Genomic DNA, 23,806 nt, shown 5'->3' with positions numbered 1-23,806 from the left:
ATTTCTTCGTAATTCGGTGAAATGGCTCGGTTTACTCTCCAGTCAGCTAACACATGTTAGCCGAAAATAATTATAGGGATCTTTCCGGTCCAGTTCAATAATTTCACTCGAACACTGGTAAAAATAATTATTTGTTTTATATTTCAATACATTGCATCATACCCTTTTAACCTTATCTCTACTCCATACAGGCGATCCCATGGCGGGCATTCGAGCACAAAAGAAAGAAAAAACACGTCAAATGATCATTCAAGCCGCGCTTAACCAGCTAAGTGCCGAGCAAAGCTTTGCCAATTTGAGTCTGCGTGAAGTTGCTCGAGAGGCCGGTATTGCGCCGACGTCCTTTTATCGACACTTCAAAGACATGGAAGAATTAGGACTGACACTCGTCGATGAATGCGGCGTAACACTGCGACAATTGATGCGCAGCGCACGGAAAAAATTTGATGATGACATCAGTGTCATCAAAGTTTCGGTAGAAACCTTTATGGAGTTTGTTGAAAACAATCCAAATATTTTCCGTTTATTATTGAGAGAACGTTCAGGAACCTCCAAAGCATTTCGCGACGCAATCGCTCGAGAAGTCCAGCATTTCACAATAGAGCTGGCTGACTATTTACACGAAACTACCGGACTGGATTTACCGCTTGCGAAGCTTCAGTCAGACGCCCTGGTGAAGATCACCTTTAATAATGGAGCTGAGTATCTAGATGCCCCTGTTGAAAATAAGCAAGAGTTAATTAATAGCACCATTACCCAGTTACGATTTATTGCAAACGGAGCAGCGTCAATGATCAATAAACCAGAATCCAAAGAACCTTCACCAAGCGGAGGAATGACCGAAAACGAATCTTCCTGACCCCAATTGTTCTACAACACTTGTAAAAACGGTTTGCTTGCGCAAAGTCATAATTGCATCACGTTTAAATTAATCGAGATCAAATTCTCGTGTTCATTTTCTTAAATTAAATTTCTGTAACAGAAATTTAATTACCTCAATCAGTATGTGGCAGATCGCTAAGTTTGCATCACCGAGATATTTTCTTTTGTTTTAAGTGGCTAAGCTCAATTTTACAATCTATATTATATTTTTGAGTTACCAATTACTTTTTCATCTCAAGTTCAGTTAATACGTTACGCGATATTTCATTAAAAAGTTAGTTATTTATCGATACCATAGCGCTATACATGTTCTTTTATGAATAAGAATCGGTTATTTTCTAGAACGCTCAAATAAAGACAACAATAAAGCACTTTTTCGAAATATTTTTCTGTATTTATTAAACAAAAAATTTTCAGGACATAATAAAATGAACAAAACGTTTCTTTTTTCGTTTAAAAAAATTCCCATTTTGTTGTCTCTCTCATTGGTTGCAAGCTCGCCTTTTCTTGCCAATGCCGCCGAAGAGGAAGAGAAAGAGAATAAAATTCAAATTATTGGCTCTCATATAAAACGCTCTGACGCAGAAGGCCCGTCGCCAGTCACCATTTTTGATCGAGAAGATCTGGATCGTTCTGGTTACAACAACGTACATCAGTTTTTAGAACGCCTACCGTCGATTGGCTCAGGAACCTTTTCAACAGAGGGTAATAGTCAAGATTCAACCGCGAATGGCGGAGCAGGTGTTAGCTTGCGAGGCTTTGGCTCTGACGCGACTCTCGTTTTAATTAACGGACGACGAGTAACTATCAGCTCATTTGCAGAAAGCGTGGTCAATAACTTCGTTGATATTAACTCTATTCCTATGAGTGCTGTTGAACAAATTCAAATTTTGAAAGACGGAGCCTCTGCAATTTACGGTTCAGATGCCGTCGCTGGTGTGATTAACGTCGTCCTTAGACGAGACTTTGTAAGCTCGGAAGTATCCTTAGGATACGGTAATACAACCGATACCGATGCTGATGAACGAACCGTGAGTGGTGTTTTCGGTTTTGGTGATAGCGTCAGTAATGCAACACTTATCATTGACCATTTTTCTAATACCGCATTAATGAACATTGATCGAGGCAGTCTAGGTACCGCCAATCAAGAACCTTTTGGTGGAATGGACTTTCGTTCGTCGCGTGGTTTTCCTGGTCGCTATATTGTCAATGGTGTCACCACCATCGATCCAGATTGTCCAGCAGACCGAGCCTTCGGAGCAACGTGTGTTTTCGACTACGGTCCATACAGTTTCTTAGTTCCTGCAGCAGAACGTACTGGCATGATGTTTATCTTTGATCGTGAACTTGCTAGCGGTGTTGAAATATTTGGTGAAGTTTCATTTCAGCACAATACGTCGGAAGCCGGTGGCGCGCCAACACCTCTCGATGGCGACGCCGGATTAACCGTTCCTTCCACTCATCCTAATAATCCTTTTGGTGTGGATATCGCGATTGATCGTCACCGTACCGTTGATGCGGGTCCACGACGCTGGGACATCGAAACCGATAACATGCGTTTTGTTGCTGGTGTACGAGGTTTCATTGGCGTTTGGGATTGGGAGTTATCGGCACAAAAAGGTCGTAGCCGTTCATTACAAACGGGCACCAAGTCACAAGGATGGGTGCGAACTGATTTATTACAACAAGAAATTGATGCAGGCCGATACAATCCTTTCGGCGGAACTTACAACCCTGCTTCTGTCATCGATGCGATCACGACTAATTTAACCCGACTCGGTGAGTCTCACTTAACTGCTTTCGAAGGTAAGTCGTCAGGTGAACTTTTTGAAATGGATTCAGGTATGGCTGCATTAGCCGTAGGTTTTGAATACCGTGATGAGAAAGTTATCGATAGTCCCGATGATCAATTTCAACGCGGTTTAATTTTCGGTACCGAATCCATTTCTGCGAAAGGCGCTCGTGATCATTGGGCAGCTTATACCGAACTCTCGTTGCCATTAACGCTCGATTTAGAGTTACAACTCGCGGTACGTCACGACGACTACAGCGATTTTGGTTCTTCCACCAACCCAAAAGTTGCGCTACGCTGGACAGCTCAAGATAACTTATCTCTACGTGCATCTTGGGGAACCGGATTCCGAGCACCCTCATTGTCACAAGTTGGCTTAGGCCCTTCGCAAGAATCACGATTCTTTGAAGATACCTACTGTAATCCCAATATTAGTCCATCAACGGCTTCATTCTGCTCCAGCCCCGTTGGCGCGAGTACCGATTACACCATTATTTTCTCAGGTAACCCCGATCTACAAGCGGAAGAATCTGAAAGCGTTAACATCGGTGTAATTTGGGATATATCTAACACGACAAACTTTTCTGTCGATGTATGGAATATTACTCAAGACAATAAAATTGACGAAGGTGACGTTGGTTTAGTTTACGATCTTTATTGTAACCCTGATCCCGCAGAGTTTGATGACCGTTTTTGTACTCGAAACCCAATTACCAATGAACTATCGTCGGTCAATAATTCATTCTTTAACTTAACCTCACAAGAAGCATCAGGTGTTGATTTCGTTTTCAATCACCAAATGGTTCTTGATGGCAGCGGTACGATCAACTTCAACTTGGATTATATGTTTTTATCCAAATTTGAAAAAGACGATCGCGATTGGACAGGTGAGTATGAATTTCCAGAACACCGTTGGATTGGACGCGTAGAATGGACAATGAACGCTTGGACTGCAATCGCTTCGATTAACTACATCGGAGAGTTTGAAGATACACCGGATATTGATTTCGACGGTTCACTCGACTTCGACCAAAATAAGTCACGCACCGTTGATGCTATGACGACGGTCAATGTTCAAGTTCAGTACGATACGGAATTGAGTACAACCTACAGTTTTGGTGTAAGAAACTTATTTGACGAAGAACCACCTTTTGCCATTGGTGATGGCAACAATGATCTATTTGGCTATGTTTCGGGAGTTCATAATCCTCGAGGTCAATTTATCTTTGGTAAAGCAACCTATCGTTTCTAGCCTCTCAAATGAGCAAGCCAGATATAACATCTGGTTTGCTTTCATTCTAAATTTACCACGCTCAATCCATAATACCCTGTTGCCATGCTGTCACCGCGGCTTGAGTCCGATCACGCAAATGCAATTTACTTAATATGTTGCTAACATGACAGCGCACTGTTTTGATCGCAATTCCTAGTTGATCGCTGATTTCTTGATTACTGTATCCCGATGCCAACAACCTTAAAACTTCCAACTCTCGATGGCTAAGTTGCACACTAACGCGATGACTTTCCAATCCTTTGGTTTCAGTTTCTTTCAATATTCGCTCTGCAACGAAGGGAGATAAAACAGCCTGACGCTTAAACGCTTTACGAATTGCATCAGCGAGCGCTTCAGGATCGGTATCTTTCAGTAAATAAGATAAAGCTCCTGCTTCAATGGCCGGAAATATATGCTCGTCCTGATGGTATGAAGTTAAAACCACCACTTGACTTCGAGGGCTTAAAATTTTTGCGCGTCTCGTTGCTTCAATGCCATCAATATCGTGGTTTAATTTCAAGTCCATCAAAATAACATCGGGCGCTGTTTGCTCAATAAGCCGTAAACCTTCTTCAGGGTCGCCGCTATCAGCAACAACTTCCATATCATCCTGGCTATTGACAAAACTTACAATTCCCTGACGTACAATGGCATGATCATCAATCGACAAGACACTAATCATTTACTCACTCTCAATATTATCACTTAAAGTTACGAGCGGAATTTTTGCAAATACTCGAAATCCATTATCGACATCAAACTCAACGCTCCCCTGTAACGATTCTATTCGATTACGTAGTAGTTCGAGTCCTTGCCCTAACTCCGGTATATCATTAATCGAACCATCATCACGCACATTTAACACAATTCCCTTAGTGTTTTCATTCACTTGAATATGAACTTGACTCACCGAGTTGCCATGTTTCTTTATATTCTGCAAACACTCTTGAACTACTCGAATAATAGCGTGCGCTACCTCAGTCGATAAAACAACTTGCCGCGGCAATTCCACGAAAATCTTTTTGTTGTTCTCATTTGCCCACTGCTTTGCAATGTGTTCAATAGTTCCCCAGGCATTTTCACCAATCAATGCCTGAGGCTTCAATGTCGAAATCAACTGATTCACTTGCTGAAAAGCAGCTTGATTATTTTTAATCGCTTGCTGTATTGCAGCTAAGCTAGCAGCATCCTTCAGAGATTTTTTACAACTACCCAGCTGTAAGTTGTTCGCAAATAATAATTGCTTAACGGTATCATGTAACTCCGCAGCAACTCGTTGTCGCTCTTGAGTTTCTGCATTAACAGTTCTTTCATTTAGCAGATAACGAAAGTCATCGGCTAATTGATTTAAACGACGTAAGCTACTGGCTATTTCATCGTGACCGTTCACTTTAATTTTAGAATTAAAGTTTCCTTTTGACCACTCTTCAATTACTTTCTGAACTTGTGCCAGCTGTCGAGTTAAACGCCGAGATAATATAAAAGCAATGGTTAATGCAGATGGCATAATCCAAATCAAATTGCTTAAGCTAAATTGAATCATCGTATTGAAAGCTTGCTTCGTCTTAAAACTCCATGTTTCTAATTCACGCGATATTTGCCATGTTTGTTCACTAACAATAGCTCCAACAATTTCATTATCGGAGTTCTTCAATGATTGAACAATCCAATAGCGATTTTCTTCAATATGCTCGACACCCGAATTAAAGCCACCGGTTAACGCATCAGCTAAATCATCTCGAGAATATATTGGCAGTAATAGAAAGGCGTTTTGGTCGATGAGATCGTCACAAGAACGAACCACCTGTCCTTGCAAACCTGTCACGTAAAGTGACTTAATCTGTGTAGCGCCATACTGTTCATTCACAGATTCAACAGAATGCAACTCTTCTGAACGGCAATATTGGCTTAATACGTTTTGAAAATAATCGGCCAAAGAGTATTTTCTTGCCGCAATTGGAGAAACCAAATAGTCCTTTTGCCATTGTTTAAAAGGTGCATTTTCCGTCTGTAAATGCGCCTGACCAACGCCCCAAAGCACCAAAAATGCAATCATTGAAACGACTAATATCGTCGTCAATATACTGAAAAATAATTTCTGGCCAATCGTTAGTCGAATGGTCAAGTAACTCGCCTTCTTAAAAGAATATAGAGCGTTAACTATACCACACATTAATTCCCCCACATCGGTCTCGAGACCTATCACCCTATGGCTCAATTCCTGCTCTAGGCCGATTCACAACACAATAATTTATGATGAAATCTATACATCATTTATTAATTGGAAATCATCATGGCAAATGTCATTGAATTATGTGACGTCTCAAAATCGTTTGGCAAACATAAAGTGCTAAGTAATCTTTCTTTTACTGTACCCCAAGGCAGCGTATTTGCATTTCTAGGCAATAATGGAGAAGGAAAATCAACCACCATACGATTAATAACGGGGTTGTTGAAATCGGATTCCGGATCAGTGTCCGTTTTAGGACTCAACTTTAAAGATAATGCCAATACGATCAAGCAAAAAACAGGGAGTCTAGTTGAAGCTCCTTCACTTTATCCCCAACTAACGGCAAAAGAGTTTTTGTCGATTACCTGTCACCTTAAGCAACTCAAAAAATCAGAAATCGATAAGACTTTGTGCATTGTTGGTCTTTTGGAAGCAAAGCATCGACGAATCGGTCACTTTTCACTGGGAATGAAACAGCGCTTGGCACTGGCAAATGCCTTACTCGGCTCACCGCAACTCGTCGTATTAGATGAACCAACTAATGGCCTTGATCCGCAAGGTATGCAAGACATTCGAGAACTCATCAAAGACTTACCCAATCAAATGGAATGCACGGTATTTTTATCAAGTCATTTGCTGGATGAAGTAGAGAAAGTAGCGTCTCATGTCGCATTACTCAGAAATGGTGTTGTTGAAAAAACAGATGAGCTTTCAAAAATCACTCAATCAAGTGAAGGCTACCTCACTCTGGAAGTCGAGAACCAAGACAAAGCTCATCAGATTCTATTACACAACGCTTACAACGTATCAATTTCGGGATCGTCATTAGTTCGCGTTACAGGATTGGCCAAAAGCTCTGTCACACAAGTTAATCAACAACTCATTGAACAAAATGTCCCTCTTATTCAATCCATTTACCACCAGCCCTCTCTCGAAGAGTGGTTTTTAAAAACCAACCAAAGGTAACAACAATGATGCTAATAACGTTAATTAAAGTAGAACTATTAAAAACCAAGCGTTCATTGTCACTGCTTATGATGATTGTTTGTCCACTAATGGTCGTTCTACTACAAACCATGGTGTTGGTTAAAACTGGCTTAGGCCCCATTGAAAAAAAGGGCTGGATTTCATTATGGATGACAGCAAATGCGCTGTGGAGTTACTTTATGTTTCCACTTTTCTTAGCTTTAATAACGGCTTTGCTTAATGGTAACGAACATAAAAATGATACTTGGCGATTTATGCTCACTCAGCCAGTCAGTCAATTTAAACTTTACATTGCGAAGTTAATCTTAGCATTTGTTTATTGCTTTGCCGCTAATGTGATGCTCTATATCTGGTTAGGATTCAGTATTCTACTGCTTCATTTATTTGGAGTGTCAGACGGTTTAAATATTACCTTTGATCTATCTGAGTTTAAGATATTCAAGTCGTTAACCTTTTCTCTCGTATCCTGTTTACCGGTATTAATTATTCAACATGCTATTAGTTGGCGATTCAGTAACATCGTTGTTCCTCTCGCGGTTGGAGTCATTGCGACAATGGGCATTATACAAATTGGCAGTTCTGAGTATTGGGTTTACCACCCATGGAGCTACATCACAATGGCAACTGTCGGTAGTCAATCAGACATGCAATTACAAGCTGTCATTTACTCAATCGTAATTGCGAGTATTCTATTTATTGGCTCGAGTTATTGGTTCACCAAAAAATCATCAGTCGTTTATTAACCGATGCCGCACTAATAAAGAATACGACCATAAAGTAGCAGTCGATAACTAATCAAGCACCTCTTAACGGATTATCGGCTGCTTACTTTAAAGTCTTCTTTTAAATCATCTAAATAATACTCTTTTATAAAGTCGGTCAACTTATCTTCTTCCACCAACCTCAGTCCTTTGTCAGAAAACATAGCCCATTGTTCTTCCGTTGGAAAAGTATAATAAGCACCTGATAAATTTTGGGGTAAAGTATCCAGCGAGCCATGATGGCTCAATTGATCAATCGACTTTAAAATCAGATCGCAACCTGGCTTATATAAATTTAAAACATTCATTAAATAGGAGTCTGATGGATTCATAGAAACAGGTGCTCGACTAACAACAGGTCCTTGATCAATTTTCGCATTATCAATGTAATGCAGCGTTGTGCCAATCGTTGGCTCGTCATTCATCATCGCCCAAAAAGTTGCCATCACGCCACGATATTCAGGTAACAAACCCGAGTGAAGATTAAGAACACCGAAACGAGGTACGTCAATAGCCGGCTGTTTTAAAATACATCCATAGCGAATAGATATGATTAAATCCGGTTTCAGACTTTCGATCTCACGCAAATTCTCAGAGGAGTTAATATCATTCATAACCTTGGGTGGCTGAACCAATAAAGGCGCCATCTGCTCAAAGGTTTTAAAATTTGAGTAACTTTCTCTTTGATTCAATAGCGGCGTTACTAATTGATTAAATAACGTTTGTTCAAAAAAGGCTAACGACTGGCGATGTTCGGACATAGAACCTGGTTTTCCAACTCGCTCAGAAAGAAACAAAGACACCTTGTGCTCAGATAACTGAGGCAACAAATGATTTAACGCAAAATTACCCGCAATATCTCGATTAACGAGAAATATTATATTCATCCGAAAATCACCCAGAAGCAGTTAGGCAGTAAAGCTTATGTACCATCAAACCTGAGTTAACTACCCGCAATACTCGACCTATCATTCAAGCGAACACCACAAATGTTAATCAAGTACACTCAACACCACTTTACTGTTGTGTTTACCATCATGATAGATGCGGTGATTCGCTTTAACAAAATCACTGTCTTTCGCATAAAAAATATTGTCAACGTAAGTTTGTGGATTACGATCCAAAAACGGAAACATTGAGCTTTGCACCATAATCTTTAACTTATGTCCGCGTTTAATCGTATGCAGTACATCATAAAGTTCAAATGACACTCGAGTAATTTCGTTCGGTTTAAATGGAATCGGATTAGACATCGAGTCGCGAAACCGACCTCTTATGGCTCCCCAGCGAACCAACTCATGTCGGTTACCATTTTTCTTATCGAGCTTTCCCGTATTCGGATCCTTTCCCGGAAACACATCAACCAACTTCACCACAAAATCGGCCGCTGTTTTGTCAGTAGAGACGTATAAGTCAACTTTAATATCGCCTGCCAAGGTCAAATCATTTTTTAACGGTTCGGTGTCAAACGAAACAACGTCGGGTCGGCGATCGGCAAACCGTTGATCCTCCACCATGTAGGGACGATCCCAACCGCGACCAATTTTTTTCGAATGTGGAACTGGATTATGCGGATCACTAAGGTACTCAGTAAACGGCTCTTGCTTGTCTTGTGGCTCGGATAACAAGGATTCTTTCTCAGCAAAGAACAAACTCAATGACTTGGTATTTTTGGGTGGCCACTGATCGAATCGACGCCAGCGGTTAGCACCTGTTTCAAACATGGTCGCCGTTGCAATTTTTGCATCTTTACCTTTTAAGTGTTGAGAAAAAAAAGGCAATAACACATTCTCTTGAAACCATTCACCCGTTTGAAAGCCAAACTCTGCTTCGCCCAAATTATCGGTGTCTTCTCCGTTCCACTGGCCATGCGACCATGGCCCCATCACCAACTTAACATGATCTTCTTTGTTTTTACGCGACATAGTTTTGTAGGTTTGTAATGGTCCATACAAATCTTCGGTATCGTACCAACCACCAACAACCAAGGTTGCTGGTTCTGTATCATTCAAGTGCTGTAAAACGTTCCGTTGTTTCCAGTAGTCGTCATAATTAGGATGGGCTACCAAATCATTCCAGAAAGGCCGCTCATTCTTAAAATAGACTTTATTAACGTTAGCTAATGAACCCAACTCCAGGAAAAAATCGTAACCATCATGTGTTGGTAAATCCAAACCTTCAGGCCAAAAATTGTGTTTGTCTTTGGGGAAATTATCGAAACGATCGAAAAAAACAAAAGCCATTGGCAAAGCAAACATACCATTGCGATGGAAGTCATCAAAGAACCAGTCAGCAATGGGCGCCTGTGGAGAAATAGCTTTTAACGCATCATGAGCGTTAATCGACCCCACCGAAGCATAATAACCCGGATAAGAAACGCCCCACATACCCACGCGACCATTATTATTAGGAATATTTTTAACCAGCCATTCGATAGTGTCGTAAGTATCCGTCGCATCATCCACCGCTTGACCACCGCGCTGATACGCGTTTTGTGGTCTCATATTGACAAACTCACCTTCCGATCGAAAACGACCGCGGACGTCTTGCCAGACAAATATGAATTTTTCTTTTTCAAATTCAGACGATGGGGCTAGCGATTTACGGTAGTTATTAATGCCATAAGGAGCAACAGAATAAGGTGTGCGCAACATTAACATCGGGTATGTACGTGAATCATCATAAGGAACGTAGACTGCCGTAAATAATGTTTTACCATCACGCATGGGAATTTCGTATTCGTATTTGGCGTAATGCTCGCGAATAAACTCAGCCCTTGGGTCACTTTTCACCGCATCTTCTGCGGCGATATCGAACAACATAATCAATAAAGACAAAAACGGAATGAGCCTGTGCATTTTATTCTCCTTATTAGGCAGAGCGTCAATATAACTGAATTTCGGATGGAGTATCAACGCATAGCAAGTAGGGATTTTTTTGAAACGAAAAGCAGACTTTCTTAAGTCACGTTATCGACTGAAGTGAGCTTTTTTATCCATCCAATAGTCTCTCCAGCCCACTGAACATGAGCGTTCGTAAGATTTTCAATGACTCAAAATAAATCTCCTTTAGAATTTAAGGCGAATTACTGGTATGATGCGCCCCTTTTTTAAGCAGCTCTATTTCGTAGAGCGATGAATAACTAATCATCAGTGACGGACCTGTGGAACAAATCATTCGAGGCCTTTTGGCCATTAGTACTGTGTTTTTGGTGGGATACCTGTTATCTGGTAATCGAAAAGGCATTAATTGGCGAACCGTTGGCGGTGCGCTAGGTCTTCAATTAGCCATCGGAGCCTTTGCGCTCTATGTTCCATTTGGGAAAGACCTGCTTTTATCTTTTTCCAATGCGGTCAATAGCTTATTAGAGTACGCCAATGACGGTATCAGTTTTATGTTCGGCAAAGCGGCCGACAAAACCAATATGGGCTTTATTTTTGCCTTCCATGTTCTTCCCGTCATTATCTTCTTCTCTTCCCTCATCGCGGTTTTGTATCACTTACGAATCATGGAATTTGTTATTCGGATTCTAGGCGGTGGGTTACGTAAGGTGCTACGCACCAGCCGGCCTGAATCTCTCTGCGCTACAGCCAATATCTTTGTTGGCCAAACAGAAGCACCTTTAGTTGTGCGCCCTTTTGTTGCGAAAATGACGCGCTCCGAATTATTCGCGGTTATGGTCTGTGGAATGGGATCCATTGCGGGCTCTATTCTTGCCGGTTACGTCGGTATTGGTATCGAGTTGAAGTACTTAATCGCTGCCAGCTTTATGTCGGCTCCTGGCGGATTACTGATGGCAAAACTCGTTATGCCAGAAACCGAAGAGCCGAAAAACGATATTGAAGATCTTGGTAAAGAAGCAATACCCAAAAAGGTTAATGTCATTGATGCTGCAGCCGAAGGAGCCATTAATGGCGCGCAATTGGCGGTGAATGTTGGCGCCATGTTGATTGCCTTTGTCGCACTCATCGCATTGATTAACGGCACGCTCGGTTACGTCGGTAGCCTCTTTGGTGTCGATGGCCTAACGTTACAGACGATACTTGGCTACCTGTTCCAACCGATTGCCTGGGCAATGGGTGTTTCATGGGATGAAGCCCACATTGCGGGAAGCTTTTTGGGACAAAAAATGATCATCAATGAGTTCGTTGCTTATCTGGACTTTGTGAATTACCAAGATTCTCTCAGCGAACATACGAAAGTTATCATTACATTTGCCCTGTGCGGTTTTGCAAACCTTTCTTCCATCGCCATCTTATTGGGCGGAGTCGGTTCGATGGCTCCTAATCGTCGTGGTGAACTCGCTTCGATGGGTGTTAAAGCATTACTTGCTGCAACTCTGGCTAACTTGATGAGTGCTTCAATCGCTGGACTATTTATTTCTATCAGCTAATTACACAGCAACGAAATTTAAATAATTAATTTATTAAGAATAAAAAAGGAGCTAATTGCTCCTTTTTTATTCTTGGTGTCACCGAATTTTACACCGATTACTTGACTCCTAATTCACGTAACCGTTCGAGTAAATAACTGGCCTGCGTATGACGTTCGGACAATTTCACTTCCGATCGTGGATGAAGAAATAATGGCAATGAAATGCGCGAACGTTTAGCCTCTTCTCCGCTAGGATTGATCACCCGGTGACTGGTAGATGGAAAATAACCACCTGAGGCTTCTTGTAACATATCGCCAATATTAACGATTAAATTACCGAAATTGCACGGCACATCCATCCAGCTACCGTCTTTCTTTTTCACTTGTAAACCAGGCGCATTAGCCGCAGGTAAAATAGTAATCAAATTGATATCTTCGTGAGCCGCCGCGCGAACAGCCCCCTCTCGTTCAACGCCATCTAACGGAGGGTAATGCAGAACACGTAATAACGTATTGGGCGTATCCTTAATCATTTGCGACAAAGGTTCTGAATAATTAGCAGACACTTCCGATGGACTGTATTGCTCAATCCAGCTTAACAACTGTGCCGCAAATTCAGACGTGCGACGATAATACTCTAAAATATCGTCTTTCAAATGCTCAGGAATTCGCCCCCAAGGATAGACATGATAAAATTCTTTCAAATCAGGAACATCAAAACCTTTCGCGGTTTCAGAAGTTTCAAAAGGAAAAAATCCATCTTGTTTTTCAACATCAAACTGATACTGATGTTTTTCATCACTATCAAAGAAAGCTTGCCACTTTTCGTAAATGGAGTTGACTAAGTTTTGGTCGATAGGATGATTTTCCAACACACCAAACCCCGTTTCCCTCAGTGACTCAACAAATAATTTAGGTGCTTCAGCGCTTTTGTAATCAACAATCTGCATAATGCTTCTTTCTTGGTTCATTTTGTGGAAATTATAACAATGTTATTGCTCAGGGCCTATCGGCACTTGCATCACACATCGTCAACGATATAATTCAGCGATAGCTTTCAGATATTGGGTCGTTATGGCACAACTTTATTTTTATTACTCTTCAATGAATGCCGGTAAATCGACCTACCTGCTACAAAGCTCTTTCAATTATCGCGAGCGCGGTATGACCACGGCCATTTATTCTCCCGAAATTGATAATCGCTACGGTAAAAATCTGGTGGCCTCAAGAACAGGACTAAGCGAAGAAGCTTACCCGTTTAATCAAGCGTTCAGCTTTTTAAACCATCTAAAAGGATTATCCCATCAAGTGGACTGTGTTTTAGTTGACGAGGCTCAATTTTTATCACGAAAACAAGTGTATGAACTTACTGAAATCGTTGATAATTTAAACATACCTGTTTTAACCTTTGGCATTCGTACCGATTTTAAAGCCGATACCTTTGAAGGTAGCGAAGCCTTGTTGGCCTGGGCTGACAAGCTCATCGAGCTGAAAACGATTTGTCATTGCGGGAAAAAAGCCAATTTTATTGCCAAAGTTGATGCCTCAGGAAAGCCTGTCACTCAAGGTGCGCAAATCGAAATTGGCGGTAATGAAAGATACATCTCTTTATGTCGAAAGCATTACAAAGAACTCACATCATTTAAGCTAGAGTTAGGCGATAAAGAAGTCTTGAAGAATATACCATCAGATAATAGCGACTATCCAACGAACGAAAAACAAAACGTCGAATGCGTCGATTGATTGAAAAATAAAAATCATAAGAATATTGAATGAGGTGAATCCTTTCACCTCCTAAGAATTAACGAGAACCCTCCTCGCCTAATTATCACTCCAGCTTGCACGGATATTAACACCACTAAATTCCGAATATCCTCTCAAGCTAATAAACCAAGTCCCAGCGCCTGGATTATTGAAAGAGCAGCTTTCGTTATTGCCCCAACGATACGGTCGACACTCGTATTGGTTGGTCGTCGGTTCACTGCCTTGACGCACATAAAGATCGGCATCACCGGTTCCACCTTCAATAGAAACTTTCAATAAACTGGTACCTGCAGGTAAGTCGATTTGATAGTGTTTCCATTCACCTTGTGCACCGGAAACATTCAATTCCTCAAAAGAGCCATCGTCAATTGGACCAACATCATAAGATCCGGTAAGACTCACCCCACGGAAATCTCGATAGGCACGCAACATTACGTAATAAGTGCCGGTTTGAATGTTATCTATCGTACAAACTTCACTATTACCATTTCGATATGGGCGACAATCATACTCACTGGTTGTCGGCTCTGCGCCAAATCGAACGTACAAATCAGCGTCACCGGTACCGCCCTTGATAACAAAGGATAGATTTCTCGCATCAGGAGGCACGTTCATTAAGTATCTGATTTCCTCACCTTGTGCAGCCGATAGATCGGCTTTTGGTATCCCATTTTCTAGCGAACTATCATCTACCCCTGAGACATTTATCGCTTTACTTAAACTATCAGAGTTACCTTGCGCATCGGTAACAATCAGAGTCACTGAGTAAGTTCCACCGGATGAATACTCGTAACTTATTTGTTGACCACTGCCCGAATTACCATCACCAAAGTCCCATTGATAGTCAGCAACAGTGCCATTGGTTAATGCCTGAAACGAACATACAAGTCCATTACAATCGTAAGAAAAATCCAGTAGAGGTGGTTCCTCATTATTAATTTGCAAAAAGACAGCCGATACCGCACCGAAAATATTCGACGTATCTTTCGCCCGAACAAATATAATGTGTTCACCCACCGATAAATTGCTGGTATCAATCGTTCCAGTGACCGATTCTTGCTTAGCGTTAAAGCTACCATCCGCTGCAGTCAAAGGAATTGCTGTCGCACCAGATTGCCAGGGTGGAACATCAATATAATATTCCGCAGAAGCGATGTTTTGAGTCGGTTCAGTCCCATTACGATTGCTAAAACGTAAATCGCTGGTATTCGCCGTTAAGGTCACTGCGATTCCTGCAGGTACACCGTCGGTCGATGCGTTATCACTCAATGACACTTGTAAAGTATCGGGACCGGATGGTGTCACATAAGGTGCGTTTACAACTTTAGCCGCATAAATTAATGCCGGTAAATTATTCGGCTTAATAGTGTTCTCATACGTGGAACAACGTTGAAAAAAACTGGTGCCTAATTCAAAAGTAATGGCGGGAACGCCTAACTCGCTGTAACTCACTCCGTCACTGGTTCCATCGGTCGCGTATAACCCTATCGACTGTTGTGGCATATAACCATTAAAAAAAGCAAACTTACGTCCTAAGGCTTGCAACTGACTGCCATTAGGTGCCGGTTCGTCAGAATCACCCCAAGGCCACAATACAAGCTCTGAGTAACTGTGAATATCGATGTGCATTCCGGTTGCGGTAAGTGGTGCTGCATCATCGTCATTAGGTCCACGTTGATCGGGAAAAATGGAGCGAATGTAATTTTCTATCGCTTGAATTTCAGGTTCTGATCCAGCAGAAGGCCCACGATAAGTATCACTACACTCCCAACCACTCGAACCACGTCCATTGGTTATATTCCAACGATCGCTAAAGTTTCGATTCAGATCGGCACCGCGCCGACTTGACGTTGCCCCACAAAAATTTTGATTGGTATTCTTTCGCCAACTACTTCCACCCTCTGCCATTTTTCGACCATCAGGATTGGTCTGCAACATCAGATGGACTTCGTGATAATCCAATATCCAACGCGCGTCGGCGTTAGTTGCATACCCTTCAACCAACCATCGAGCAAAATCTAAGTTGAGCGGTGCCGTTGTGTATTCGCGTGCGTGAATCGCACTATTGATAAATAATTTGGGTTTTTCAAACGCGTTGTTTTGGTTGGTCAACACTAACACTTTGATATCGTAACCACCTTGTCCAGTTGACTTCTCCCAAGAGTCACCAACATCAATCCACGATGCCAGTTGTGGAAAATCAGTTACCATTGATTCGGCTGTCGCAAATGTTTCTTCAACGGTTTCATAACAATCATAACCAGGGATCGCAGATTGTTCGAGAAGATTCTGTTTTTGTCGGAGTTGCTGTTGCAACCCTTCAAGACGCTGCTTCTCTTGTCGAATAAACTCATGTGCTTTAACAATTTTAAAGCCGAATGGCTTTAACCGTTCAATATCCTTCTCACTAAGTTCTAATACAGAGTAACCCTTGTCTTTAAAAGTTGCTCTGAGCTGACTGTGAAAAGTTATTGCTAATTTGTTACCTAAAGTCTCATTTGGAAAATAAACACGATAGAAATTATCGTTTTGCTTTTCATCTTCGAGTACGCTAATTATTTTTTCATTTTTTACAGATGTCTTCGCAATTCCGCTTAAAGGAATACTACTTAAAATTCCGAAAAGCAAAAACGACAAACTTACTTTTATTGTCTTCATTTTTGCATTCCTCGTTTTTCTCTTTGTTTAAGATAAAATCACACTGGCCTGATACTTGCCCTATCAAATGACTCCTTCAATCAAGCCAGCTGTTTAAAGATTAGGCAGCAAAGTAGAGTTCATTACAATTAAATGACAAGATGTTCCAAGGTGAGATAGTTTTTCATTTTTGTTCGAGATTTTTTATTTGATTTGATGATCTATCTAGTTATTCATGAAAGAAAATTGCCTTTTTGATTTCTTTCATTTGTCAAAACAAATTGTTGATACTTATTTAGAGTGTCGTCTCGATACCACTTTATATTATGAAACTATAGGGTTAGCGAAATGATCAGATGTGTCTAATTTTGTTTTGCGGAACTCAAGGAATACGTTAGTCTAGCTTTCTACTAATTTATTTATGAGTGATTTCTATGGGATTTGGTGCTCACAATTATCAAAACGATCCACGCAATGCGTCTATTCAAATTAATATTAATGGCAAACTTTATCCACGGGAAGAAGCCAAAGTCAGTGTTTTTGATAGTGGATTTATTTTGGGCGATGGCGTTTGGGAAGGCATTCGTTTGCATCAGGGAAAACTCGCATTTATTGATTCTCATATGGGGCGATTATTCTCAGGCGCGAAAGCATTAGATATGGACATTGGGCTCAGCAAAAAAGAGTTGGTGGAAAGAATCTACGCAACACTTGAAGCAAATGATATGCATGATGGCGTGCACATTCGACTCATGGTTACTCGCGGTGAAAAAGCAACGCCCTATCAAGATCCAAGAATAACAGTAACACCAGCAACCATCGTTATTATTCCAGAGTACAAAGCTTCAGTGCCCAATCCAGGTCTTAAATTATTTACTGTTCATGTGCGACGCGGTTATCCAGATGTCCAAGATCCCAAACTCAACTCTCACTCTAAATTAAACTGTATATTTGCTTGTATTCAAGCGACAAAAGCCGGTGCCGACGAGGCACTTATGCTCGATCCTCATGGCTTTGTTGCCACTTGCAATTCGACGCACTTTTTTATTGTTCGTAATGGTGAAGTATGGACATCCAGTGGTGACTATTGCCTGGGAGGTATCACGCGCGCCAATGTCATTCGAACCTGCGAAGAAAACAATATTCCGGTTTTTCAGAAAAACTTTTCCCTCACCGATGTTTACTCTGCCGATGAAGCTTTTTGCACGGGAACCTTTGGCGGCCTCACACCGGTTATTAATGTGGACGGAAGATCCATCGGCAATGAATCTATGGGACCAATGACGCAAAAATTATCCAATCTTTACGCAGCTCTAGTTGAACAATCTTGTCATCAGGAGGATGCTTAATGACCAAGCGTATTGCCATGTGGTCTGGTCCACGCAACATATCAACAGCGATGATGCGCAGCTGGGAAAATCGTCCCGATTGCTCGGTCGTCGATGAACCTTTTTATGCGTGCTACTTAAAAGAGACCGGCTTTAATCATCCAGGCTTTCAAGAAATCATCGAGTCACAGTCAACCAGCTGGCGAGAAGTACAGCAGCAACTCACCGAAGTTGACGTTGAATCTCCGATTTTTTATCAAAAACACATGACTCATCATATGCTCCGTGGGAACTCCATGGATTGGGCAAAATCGCTAGCCCATGTTTTCTTAATCAGAAATCCCCACGCAGTGGTAGCGTCCTATGTTCGCTCCCGACCTACCGTCAATCAAGATGATATTGGAGTACTGAGACAGTTTGAGTTGTATGAAGAACTTTGTGAACTCACTGAGCAAAAAATACCCATTATTGAGTCCGATGATGTTTTAAACCACCCACAGCAAATGCTATCGCAACTATGCACTCACTTGTCTATTCCATTTGATCAACAAATGTTGCAATGGCCAAGCGGAAAAAGAGACAGTGATGGTGTTTGGGCACCCTACTGGTACGCATCCGTTGAGCAAAGCACTCACTTCAAACGTACGTCCCAAAAAGAAATTAAACTAACCACTGAGCAGCAACGAATAGCCGAAGAAGCCATGCCAGCCTATTTAGCAATGTTCGAAAAAAGGTTGCTTCTTGAGGGACGAGTTGTCTAGTTGTCCTGATAAAAATGAACCAGCAACCACGCCGTAACTGGTCGAAAAATAGTACATAAAGAGTGGTATTATTACCTGAGCTGAATGTTAATAGTACCACAAAATCTTAAACCCAAGTCCTTTAGAATCGAAGCATCGCAAAATAAAAATAATAAAAATTGCGCTTACAACTCTAAAAATTCGTATAAAAATGTAAGGACCTAAAATGGGACACTTTAAGAAGAACACCTTGTCGAAGGTAATTCTATCGACGCTACTCGCATCTGGCTCTACTCTAGCCTTGGCCGAACAAAGTCTTTCAGAACACACCGACCACCGTCAAAGCAGCAAAATCGTTCACTTCAAACTCAATAATCACAAACACCTCAACAATCCATTATCCGCCATCCAAGGCTCCAAACTTCACGGTGAACTGAATGAACTGTTAAACCAAGTCTCTTTGTACAAAACGAAAAAAAGTTTAACCGCAACGCACTACCACTATCAGCAAAAAGTTAATGGAATTCCGGTTTGGCGTGGTGAGCTTATCGTTTCAATAGACAATAGCGATGCGTCAAAAGTTAGAGTGTTTAATAACCTTTATCCTTACAAAAGTGCACCTCAAAAGTCGAAATCAACGTTATCAGCCAATCGCTCTCTTGAACTGAGTTGGCAAAACTTACAATCCAATGGTGAGTTACAAGCTGAGCCCAAAGCAGAACTCGTTTACCTACCAGTTGGCCAGCGTCTCGAGTTAGTTTACGTGACTCGCATCAATGCAACCGCACCTCGCGGAGAATGGGAGCAAATCATTAATGCGAATACTGGAAAGCTTATCCAGGTATATCGAACCGATTTGCCGATCGACAAAAGTGCCAATGCAAAAGACAAAAAATGGCAGTTTAAACACAATAAAGCAGCTGTTTCCTTCACAACAGCTCTGAGTCAGTTTCAAGCAAAAACGGCTCAAAAAACTCAAAAACAAGGTGTCATGGCAACCGGAAGTGCCTTGGTATTTGATCCCGATCCACGCACAACATTAAACGATGGTTCTCTTGTTGATACTTCACCCGATTCTGCTTTTGACGCAGCCTACGTAACACGAACATTAGAAGACATTACTTTAGCCGATGGCACCTATAGCTTACAGGGCCCATGGGTTTCCATCGAAGATTGGGATTCGCCGACATCGGCCCCTAGCACTTCAACGACGGGTAACTGGGATCAGAAACGAGGTGATGTCGCCTTTAATGACGTCATGACCTACTTCCACGTTGACCAAAATCAACGGTACATGCAATCACTTGGCTTTACTGGCGATTCAGGCATTCAAGAAGGTGCCATTGTCGCAGACGCGAATGGTGCCAATGGCGATGACAACTCCTATTTCCAACCCGGTGCTAACCGAATGGCTTTTGGTCACGGCTGTGTCGACGATAACGAAGATGCCGATGTAATCCTTCACGAATACGGTCACGCTATCAATCACTCCATTAACAGTAACTGGTCAGGCGGTGACACGGGTGCCATGGGTGAAGGCTTTGGAGATTACTGGGCCGGCTCTTACAGTTACAGTACTGCTAATGGGCCAACCTTTAATCCAAATTGGGTTTTCACCTGGGATGGTCACAGCAGCTGCTGGGCCGGCCGCGTTATGGATCAAACTGGCTTCACTTATGACCATTCACAAAATTACGGCGCTCATGCAACCGTCAATGGTGAACTGGGAGATGAGCTTTGGTCGACGCCATTATTCCAGTCGTTAATCGAGCTCATTAACCAGGGCCAAACTCGAGAAGAAGTCGATCAAATTATTCTCGAAGCACAATTCGGATTAGGTTCTGGATTAAAAATGCGTGACCTGGCCGGAGAAACAGTTGCCACGGCAGCAACACTCTTTCCCGATGGTCCACACGCTCAAGTGTTAAGTGCCAAATTCCGACAAGTGAGTATTCTCGAGTCATTCCTGGCAGAAGGTGAGCTGGTTGTTTCTAATACCGGCAACGATGGTGACATTGATCCGGGCGAAACATTTAACGTGCAAATCCCAATGGAAAATATCGGTCAATTTGATATTACCAATGTCACAGGCACCTTATCGAGCACAACAGCCAATATCGAAATTCCAGTTTCAGAAAGCGGATACCCAGATTTAAGTGCCGGAGAAACTGCCAACAACACGTCACTGTTTGAAGTGTCTGTGCCGGCAAACCATGTTTGTGGTGCACCAATCGACTTAGCCCTTAACGTTGAATATACCGCCAATGGTACAGCAGAAAGTTTATTGGCTAACTATCAATTACCAACCGGTCAAACGGCCACAGTGACAGAAACCAACGAAACTGCGACGAGTATCCCAGACAATGATCCTGATGGCGTAACTTCGACCATCACATTTGATACTGGCGATCAAACAATCGATGCAGACTCATTCTCCATTGATTTAAACATCAGCCATACCTGGATTGGCGATCTGACAATAAGACTGACTGGTCCCGATGATACTTCAGTTCTTCTACGTAGTCCTTCTGGTGGTTCTGCCGATGATATTATCGGTAACATTCCTGGCGATTTCGATGCTGCAGAATCGTTAGCTGCCTTCGAAGGAAAAACGTTGGCTGGTGAATGGACATTGAGTGTTGTTGATGGCGCAGGACAAGATACCGGAACCATCAATTCATGGGCAATAAACCTTGCCGGTGAAACTACCTGTATCGATGCTGAAAATACAGCACCCGTCGTCGATCTTGCTGCCGATAGCATTACAGTTGACGAAGGTGAGTCTGTATCCTTAGATGCTTCGGGCAGTACTGATGCTGAAGGACACGCGCTGTCTTTCTCATGGACTCAAATCAGCGGTGACACAATCACGCTTGAAAATGCGAATAGCGCCGTTGCCAACTTTACCGCACCAACCGTTAGCGATACATCTGAGGCTGTATTTGAAGTTACCGTATCTGACGGCTTCGGAGGTAGCAGTACCGCTCAAGTCACAGTAACGATTAACGACATTAATCAAGTTCCTGTGGCTGAAGTTACCGAGTCATCACTCAGTGTTGAAGAAGGCGAAAACGTGACGCTTGATGCTTCACCCAGTAGCGATCCTGATGGCGATGATTTAACTTTCAGTTGGACGCAAATTAGTGGTGATACCATCACTCTTGAAAATGCAACAACGGCTCAAGCAAGCTTTACTGCACCAAGTGTGGATGAAGCAACAGACTTCATTTTTGAAGTTACCGTCTCAGATCCTTCAGGTGCTTCAAATACCCAGCAGGTTACTGTAACCGTTGATAAGCAAAATCAATTACCGGTTGCTCAAGTTGCCAATGCATCAATCGAAGTTGACGAACGCGGAACCGTTACGCTCAACGCTTCTTCAAGTAGTGACCCCGATGGCGATCAATTAACTTTCAGCTGGGCTCAAACCAGTGGAACCAATGTCACTTTACAAAACGCTAACTCGGCACTTGCTACGTTTACTGCTCCGAGTGTCACTGCAGATTCAACACTTGGATTTGAAGTAACGGTTAGCGACAGTAAGGGTGGTTCAAGCACGGCGCAAGTAACCGTAACGGTTAAAAACAAACGCAGTGGCGGCGGCTCTGGCGGCGGTTCACTCGCATTTGGATCGATACTCTTGTTAGGTTTAACAAGACTTCTACGAAAAACCAAATAGTACTAAGCTAATACAGATTTAAAGCCCGCAAAAGCGGGCTTTTTTTTATACGCAAAACAATTAATTTTTAATTTTTAAAGTATCCTTTCTTTGTTAATTGTTTATTCTTTCATCCTTTATTAACACTTCTCTTATTCTTAAAATCAAAGCTCAGTATAAACTTGGTTTATATTTGAACTCACCAATATCTCCTTTAGACATATATAAGCACTTATTGATGAACTTGCTCCGTATTTTAACCTTTTGATATTGAGTTGATCGAAAGAGATCAATAGATTGCAGCCTGCACGTTACGGACGATTAGATAAATCAATGTGCATTTTTTATTCTTATTTTTAAAGGAGATTTTTAATTATGAAACATTTATTGGTTTGTTCTGCTTTAGTTTTTAGTACACTAACTTCTGCAAAAAAACTTGAAGAAGTTCCAGAGATCGCCACTGAAAAACACAGTGTCAATCATGTTTTGATGGAACAACAATCAGTTGTTGATCCCATTACCATGTCAACAGTTGGCGGTTGGATTTTATCCGGAGCAAAAAGCGCTATTGTTAATGGCGTTAAATCATTTATTAAAGACGCACTGTTTGGATCTGGCGGCCCTGACTACGTTTTATTGCATGAGCAATCATTACAACAAATCGAAAATATTGTTCGCGAAGTTGTTTTAACCAGCGATGTCGAAGATGCGAAAAGTGAACTGCTCTCATTTCAAGACATGATGGAATATTACAATGCATCTGCACAAGACGATTCACCTGACTTGTCGATTCTTCCACTGTTAATTAATTATGCAACCTCATTGAAAAACCATCGCGCCTATCGTGATAGTTATAATGACAATGCCTACTTACTGACAGGCAGCTATTCGTTAGCAGCGGCATTAACAATTGCTGTTTTTGTTGAAAAAGAATTGCAGGGTGAAATTGATCATGCTTATGTTGTTGCCATTGCGAACTCTTTGCATCAAAAACTAACCGAGTTAGGCAGCCAAGCGAATAGCTACATATCAAGAAATATTCAATTGCGCTACCCTACAGGCCGATGTGATGACATTATCATTCGCAAAGACGGTGTAGAGAAATCTGAAGTCAATAACGATGTCGCAATGAAATCACTCATCGAATTACAGCCAAAAGATGATGCGTCATTTGGATACACACGTGGAAGTTGTACTTACATTGTTTACGACCGTATTTCAGGTCGAAACTATTTCTTCCATATCGCCGATATGGGCCGCAATTTAGCGTCTCGTCTTTCAATGAGAAAGCGCAATCAACTGGTTCAACAATACAAAGATCAAATTAAAGGCAAAGAGTACAATCAAATTGTCAATCAACTCGACAATATGTAATTGACC

16 protein-coding genes are annotated in these 23,806 nt (G+C 41.8%); 10 read left to right on the top strand and 6 right to left on the bottom strand.

Annotated features, from left to right (window positions below; translation table 11 throughout):
- Window positions 1–199 precede the first annotated feature (199 nt).
- Together fabR and FAX86_RS17535 are read left to right on the top strand one after the other, a co-directional pair.
- Window positions 200–859 carry an HTH-type transcriptional repressor FabR gene (gene fabR / locus FAX86_RS17540; RefSeq protein WP_144394779.1) on the top strand — a complete coding sequence of 220 codons (660 nt, stop codon included), beginning with the start codon at window positions 200–202 and terminating at the stop codon, window positions 857–859.
- 451 nt (window positions 860–1,310) lie between these two features.
- Window positions 1,311–3,926 carry a TonB-dependent receptor gene (locus tag FAX86_RS17535; RefSeq protein ID WP_144394778.1) on the top strand — a complete coding sequence of 872 codons (2,616 nt, stop codon included), beginning with the start codon at window positions 1,311–1,313 and terminating at the stop codon, window positions 3,924–3,926.
- 61 nt (window positions 3,927–3,987) lie between these two features.
- Here the strand turns inward: FAX86_RS17535 and FAX86_RS17530 are convergent, their stop codons facing one another.
- Window positions 3,988–4,629, bottom strand: coding sequence for a response regulator (locus FAX86_RS17530; protein WP_144394777.1), 642 nt, complete (start codon window positions 4,627–4,629; stop codon window positions 3,988–3,990).
- On the bottom strand, window positions 4,630–6,072 hold the full coding sequence (locus tag FAX86_RS17525; protein ID WP_164503659.1) for a sensor histidine kinase: 1,443 nt from the start codon (window positions 6,070–6,072) through the stop codon (window positions 4,630–4,632). It abuts the gene before it with no gap.
- 168 nt (window positions 6,073–6,240) lie between these two features.
- Between FAX86_RS17525 and FAX86_RS17520 the strand changes: the two genes are divergently transcribed.
- Together FAX86_RS17520 and FAX86_RS17515 are read left to right on the top strand one after the other, a co-directional pair.
- A complete protein-coding gene (locus FAX86_RS17520; RefSeq protein WP_144394775.1) occupies window positions 6,241–7,143 on the top strand; it encodes an ABC transporter ATP-binding protein in 903 nt (300 codons plus the stop codon).
- A gap of 5 nt (window positions 7,144–7,148) precedes the next feature.
- Complete coding sequence (locus tag FAX86_RS17515) at window positions 7,149–7,907, top strand: ABC transporter permease (RefSeq protein WP_144394774.1); 759 nt, start codon at window positions 7,149–7,151, stop codon at window positions 7,905–7,907.
- Window positions 7,908–7,978: 71 nt separating this feature from the next.
- On the opposite strand, the gene FAX86_RS17510 is transcribed toward FAX86_RS17515, so the two are convergent.
- The gene (locus tag FAX86_RS17510; RefSeq protein ID WP_144394773.1) at window positions 7,979–8,812 is read right to left on the bottom strand and encodes a formyl transferase; all 834 of its coding nucleotides are present in this window, start codon (window positions 8,810–8,812) and stop codon (window positions 7,979–7,981) included.
- Between the two features lie 105 nt (window positions 8,813–8,917).
- Window positions 8,918–10,783, bottom strand: a complete 1,866-nt coding sequence (locus FAX86_RS17505) for a CocE/NonD family hydrolase (protein WP_144394772.1) — start codon at window positions 10,781–10,783, stop codon at window positions 8,918–8,920.
- A gap of 314 nt (window positions 10,784–11,097) precedes the next feature.
- Between FAX86_RS17505 and FAX86_RS17500 the strand changes: the two genes are divergently transcribed.
- The gene (locus FAX86_RS17500; protein ID WP_205859248.1) at window positions 11,098–12,318 is read left to right on the top strand and encodes a NupC/NupG family nucleoside CNT transporter; all 1,221 of its coding nucleotides are present in this window, start codon (window positions 11,098–11,100) and stop codon (window positions 12,316–12,318) included.
- A gap of 97 nt (window positions 12,319–12,415) precedes the next feature.
- Here the strand turns inward: FAX86_RS17500 and FAX86_RS17495 are convergent, their stop codons facing one another.
- Window positions 12,416–13,249, bottom strand: a complete 834-nt coding sequence (locus FAX86_RS17495; RefSeq protein ID WP_144394771.1) for an isopenicillin N synthase family dioxygenase — start codon at window positions 13,247–13,249, stop codon at window positions 12,416–12,418.
- Window positions 13,250–13,373: 124 nt separating this feature from the next.
- Between FAX86_RS17495 and FAX86_RS17490 the strand changes: the two genes are divergently transcribed.
- Window positions 13,374–14,042, top strand: a complete 669-nt coding sequence (locus tag FAX86_RS17490; RefSeq protein WP_144394770.1) for a thymidine kinase — start codon at window positions 13,374–13,376, stop codon at window positions 14,040–14,042.
- A 78-nt stretch (window positions 14,043–14,120) separates the two neighbouring features.
- Here the strand turns inward: FAX86_RS17490 and FAX86_RS17480 are convergent, their stop codons facing one another.
- Window positions 14,121–16,721 (bottom strand): M14 family zinc carboxypeptidase, encoded by a 2,601-nt coding sequence (locus FAX86_RS17480; RefSeq protein WP_164503658.1) that lies wholly within the window; start codon window positions 16,719–16,721, stop codon window positions 14,121–14,123.
- Between the two features lie 413 nt (window positions 16,722–17,134).
- On the opposite strand from FAX86_RS17480, the gene FAX86_RS17475 reads away from it, so the two are divergent.
- The 4 genes from FAX86_RS17475 to FAX86_RS17460 all read left to right on the top strand — a co-directional run bounded on the left by FAX86_RS17475 (window position 17,135) and on the right by FAX86_RS17460 (window position 23,800).
- Entirely contained in the window at window positions 17,135–18,049 is a 915-nt protein-coding gene (locus FAX86_RS17475; protein WP_144394769.1) for an aminotransferase class IV, read from the top strand.
- Window positions 18,049–18,789 (top strand): sulfotransferase-like domain-containing protein, encoded by a 741-nt coding sequence (locus FAX86_RS17470; RefSeq protein ID WP_144394768.1) that lies wholly within the window; start codon window positions 18,049–18,051, stop codon window positions 18,787–18,789. The genes FAX86_RS17475 and FAX86_RS17470 overlap by 1 nt, the downstream gene beginning before the upstream one ends.
- A gap of 205 nt (window positions 18,790–18,994) precedes the next feature.
- The gene (locus tag FAX86_RS17465; RefSeq protein WP_144394767.1) at window positions 18,995–22,447 is read left to right on the top strand and encodes a PKD domain-containing protein; all 3,453 of its coding nucleotides are present in this window, start codon (window positions 18,995–18,997) and stop codon (window positions 22,445–22,447) included.
- Window positions 22,448–22,801: 354 nt separating this feature from the next.
- Window positions 22,802–23,800: a hypothetical protein gene (locus FAX86_RS17460; RefSeq protein WP_144394766.1), complete on the top strand. Its 999-nt coding sequence runs from the start codon at window positions 22,802–22,804 to the stop codon at window positions 23,798–23,800.
- Window positions 23,801–23,806 lie beyond the last annotated feature (6 nt).

It is taken from the genome of Pleionea sediminis (assembly GCF_007570825.1).
In the GTDB taxonomy this organism is placed as follows: domain Bacteria; phylum Pseudomonadota; class Gammaproteobacteria; order Enterobacterales; family Kangiellaceae; genus Pleionea; species Pleionea sediminis.
This window is presented reverse-complemented; position numbering and strand designations above follow the sequence as displayed.

What these genes read in the sequence shown, in the direction of transcription:
- fabR (WP_144394779.1), top strand. Translation starts at nt 200, where the DNA reads ATGGCGGGCATTCGAGCACAAAAGAAAGAAAAAACACGTCAAATGATC.
- FAX86_RS17535 (WP_144394778.1), top strand. Translation starts at nt 1,311, where the DNA reads ATGAACAAAACGTTTCTTTTTTCGTTTAAAAAAATTCCCATTTTGTTG.
- FAX86_RS17530 (WP_144394777.1), bottom strand. Translation starts at nt 4,629, where the DNA reads ATGATTAGTGTCTTGTCGATTGATGATCATGCCATTGTACGTCAGGGA.
- FAX86_RS17520 (WP_144394775.1), top strand. Translation starts at nt 6,241, where the DNA reads ATGGCAAATGTCATTGAATTATGTGACGTCTCAAAATCGTTTGGCAAA.
- FAX86_RS17515 (WP_144394774.1), top strand. Translation starts at nt 7,149, where the DNA reads ATGATGCTAATAACGTTAATTAAAGTAGAACTATTAAAAACCAAGCGT.
- FAX86_RS17510 (WP_144394773.1), bottom strand. Translation starts at nt 8,812, where the DNA reads ATGAATATAATATTTCTCGTTAATCGAGATATTGCGGGTAATTTTGCG.
- FAX86_RS17505 (WP_144394772.1), bottom strand. Translation starts at nt 10,783, where the DNA reads ATGCACAGGCTCATTCCGTTTTTGTCTTTATTGATTATGTTGTTCGAT.
- FAX86_RS17495 (WP_144394771.1), bottom strand. Translation starts at nt 13,249, where the DNA reads ATGCAGATTGTTGATTACAAAAGCGCTGAAGCACCTAAATTATTTGTT.
- FAX86_RS17490 (WP_144394770.1), top strand. Translation starts at nt 13,374, where the DNA reads ATGGCACAACTTTATTTTTATTACTCTTCAATGAATGCCGGTAAATCG.
- FAX86_RS17480 (WP_164503658.1), bottom strand. Translation starts at nt 16,721, where the DNA reads ATGAAGACAATAAAAGTAAGTTTGTCGTTTTTGCTTTTCGGAATTTTA.
- FAX86_RS17475 (WP_144394769.1), top strand. Translation starts at nt 17,135, where the DNA reads ATGGGATTTGGTGCTCACAATTATCAAAACGATCCACGCAATGCGTCT.
- FAX86_RS17470 (WP_144394768.1), top strand. Translation starts at nt 18,049, where the DNA reads ATGACCAAGCGTATTGCCATGTGGTCTGGTCCACGCAACATATCAACA.
- FAX86_RS17465 (WP_144394767.1), top strand. Translation starts at nt 18,995, where the DNA reads ATGGGACACTTTAAGAAGAACACCTTGTCGAAGGTAATTCTATCGACG.
- FAX86_RS17460 (WP_144394766.1), top strand. Translation starts at nt 22,802, where the DNA reads ATGAAACATTTATTGGTTTGTTCTGCTTTAGTTTTTAGTACACTAACT.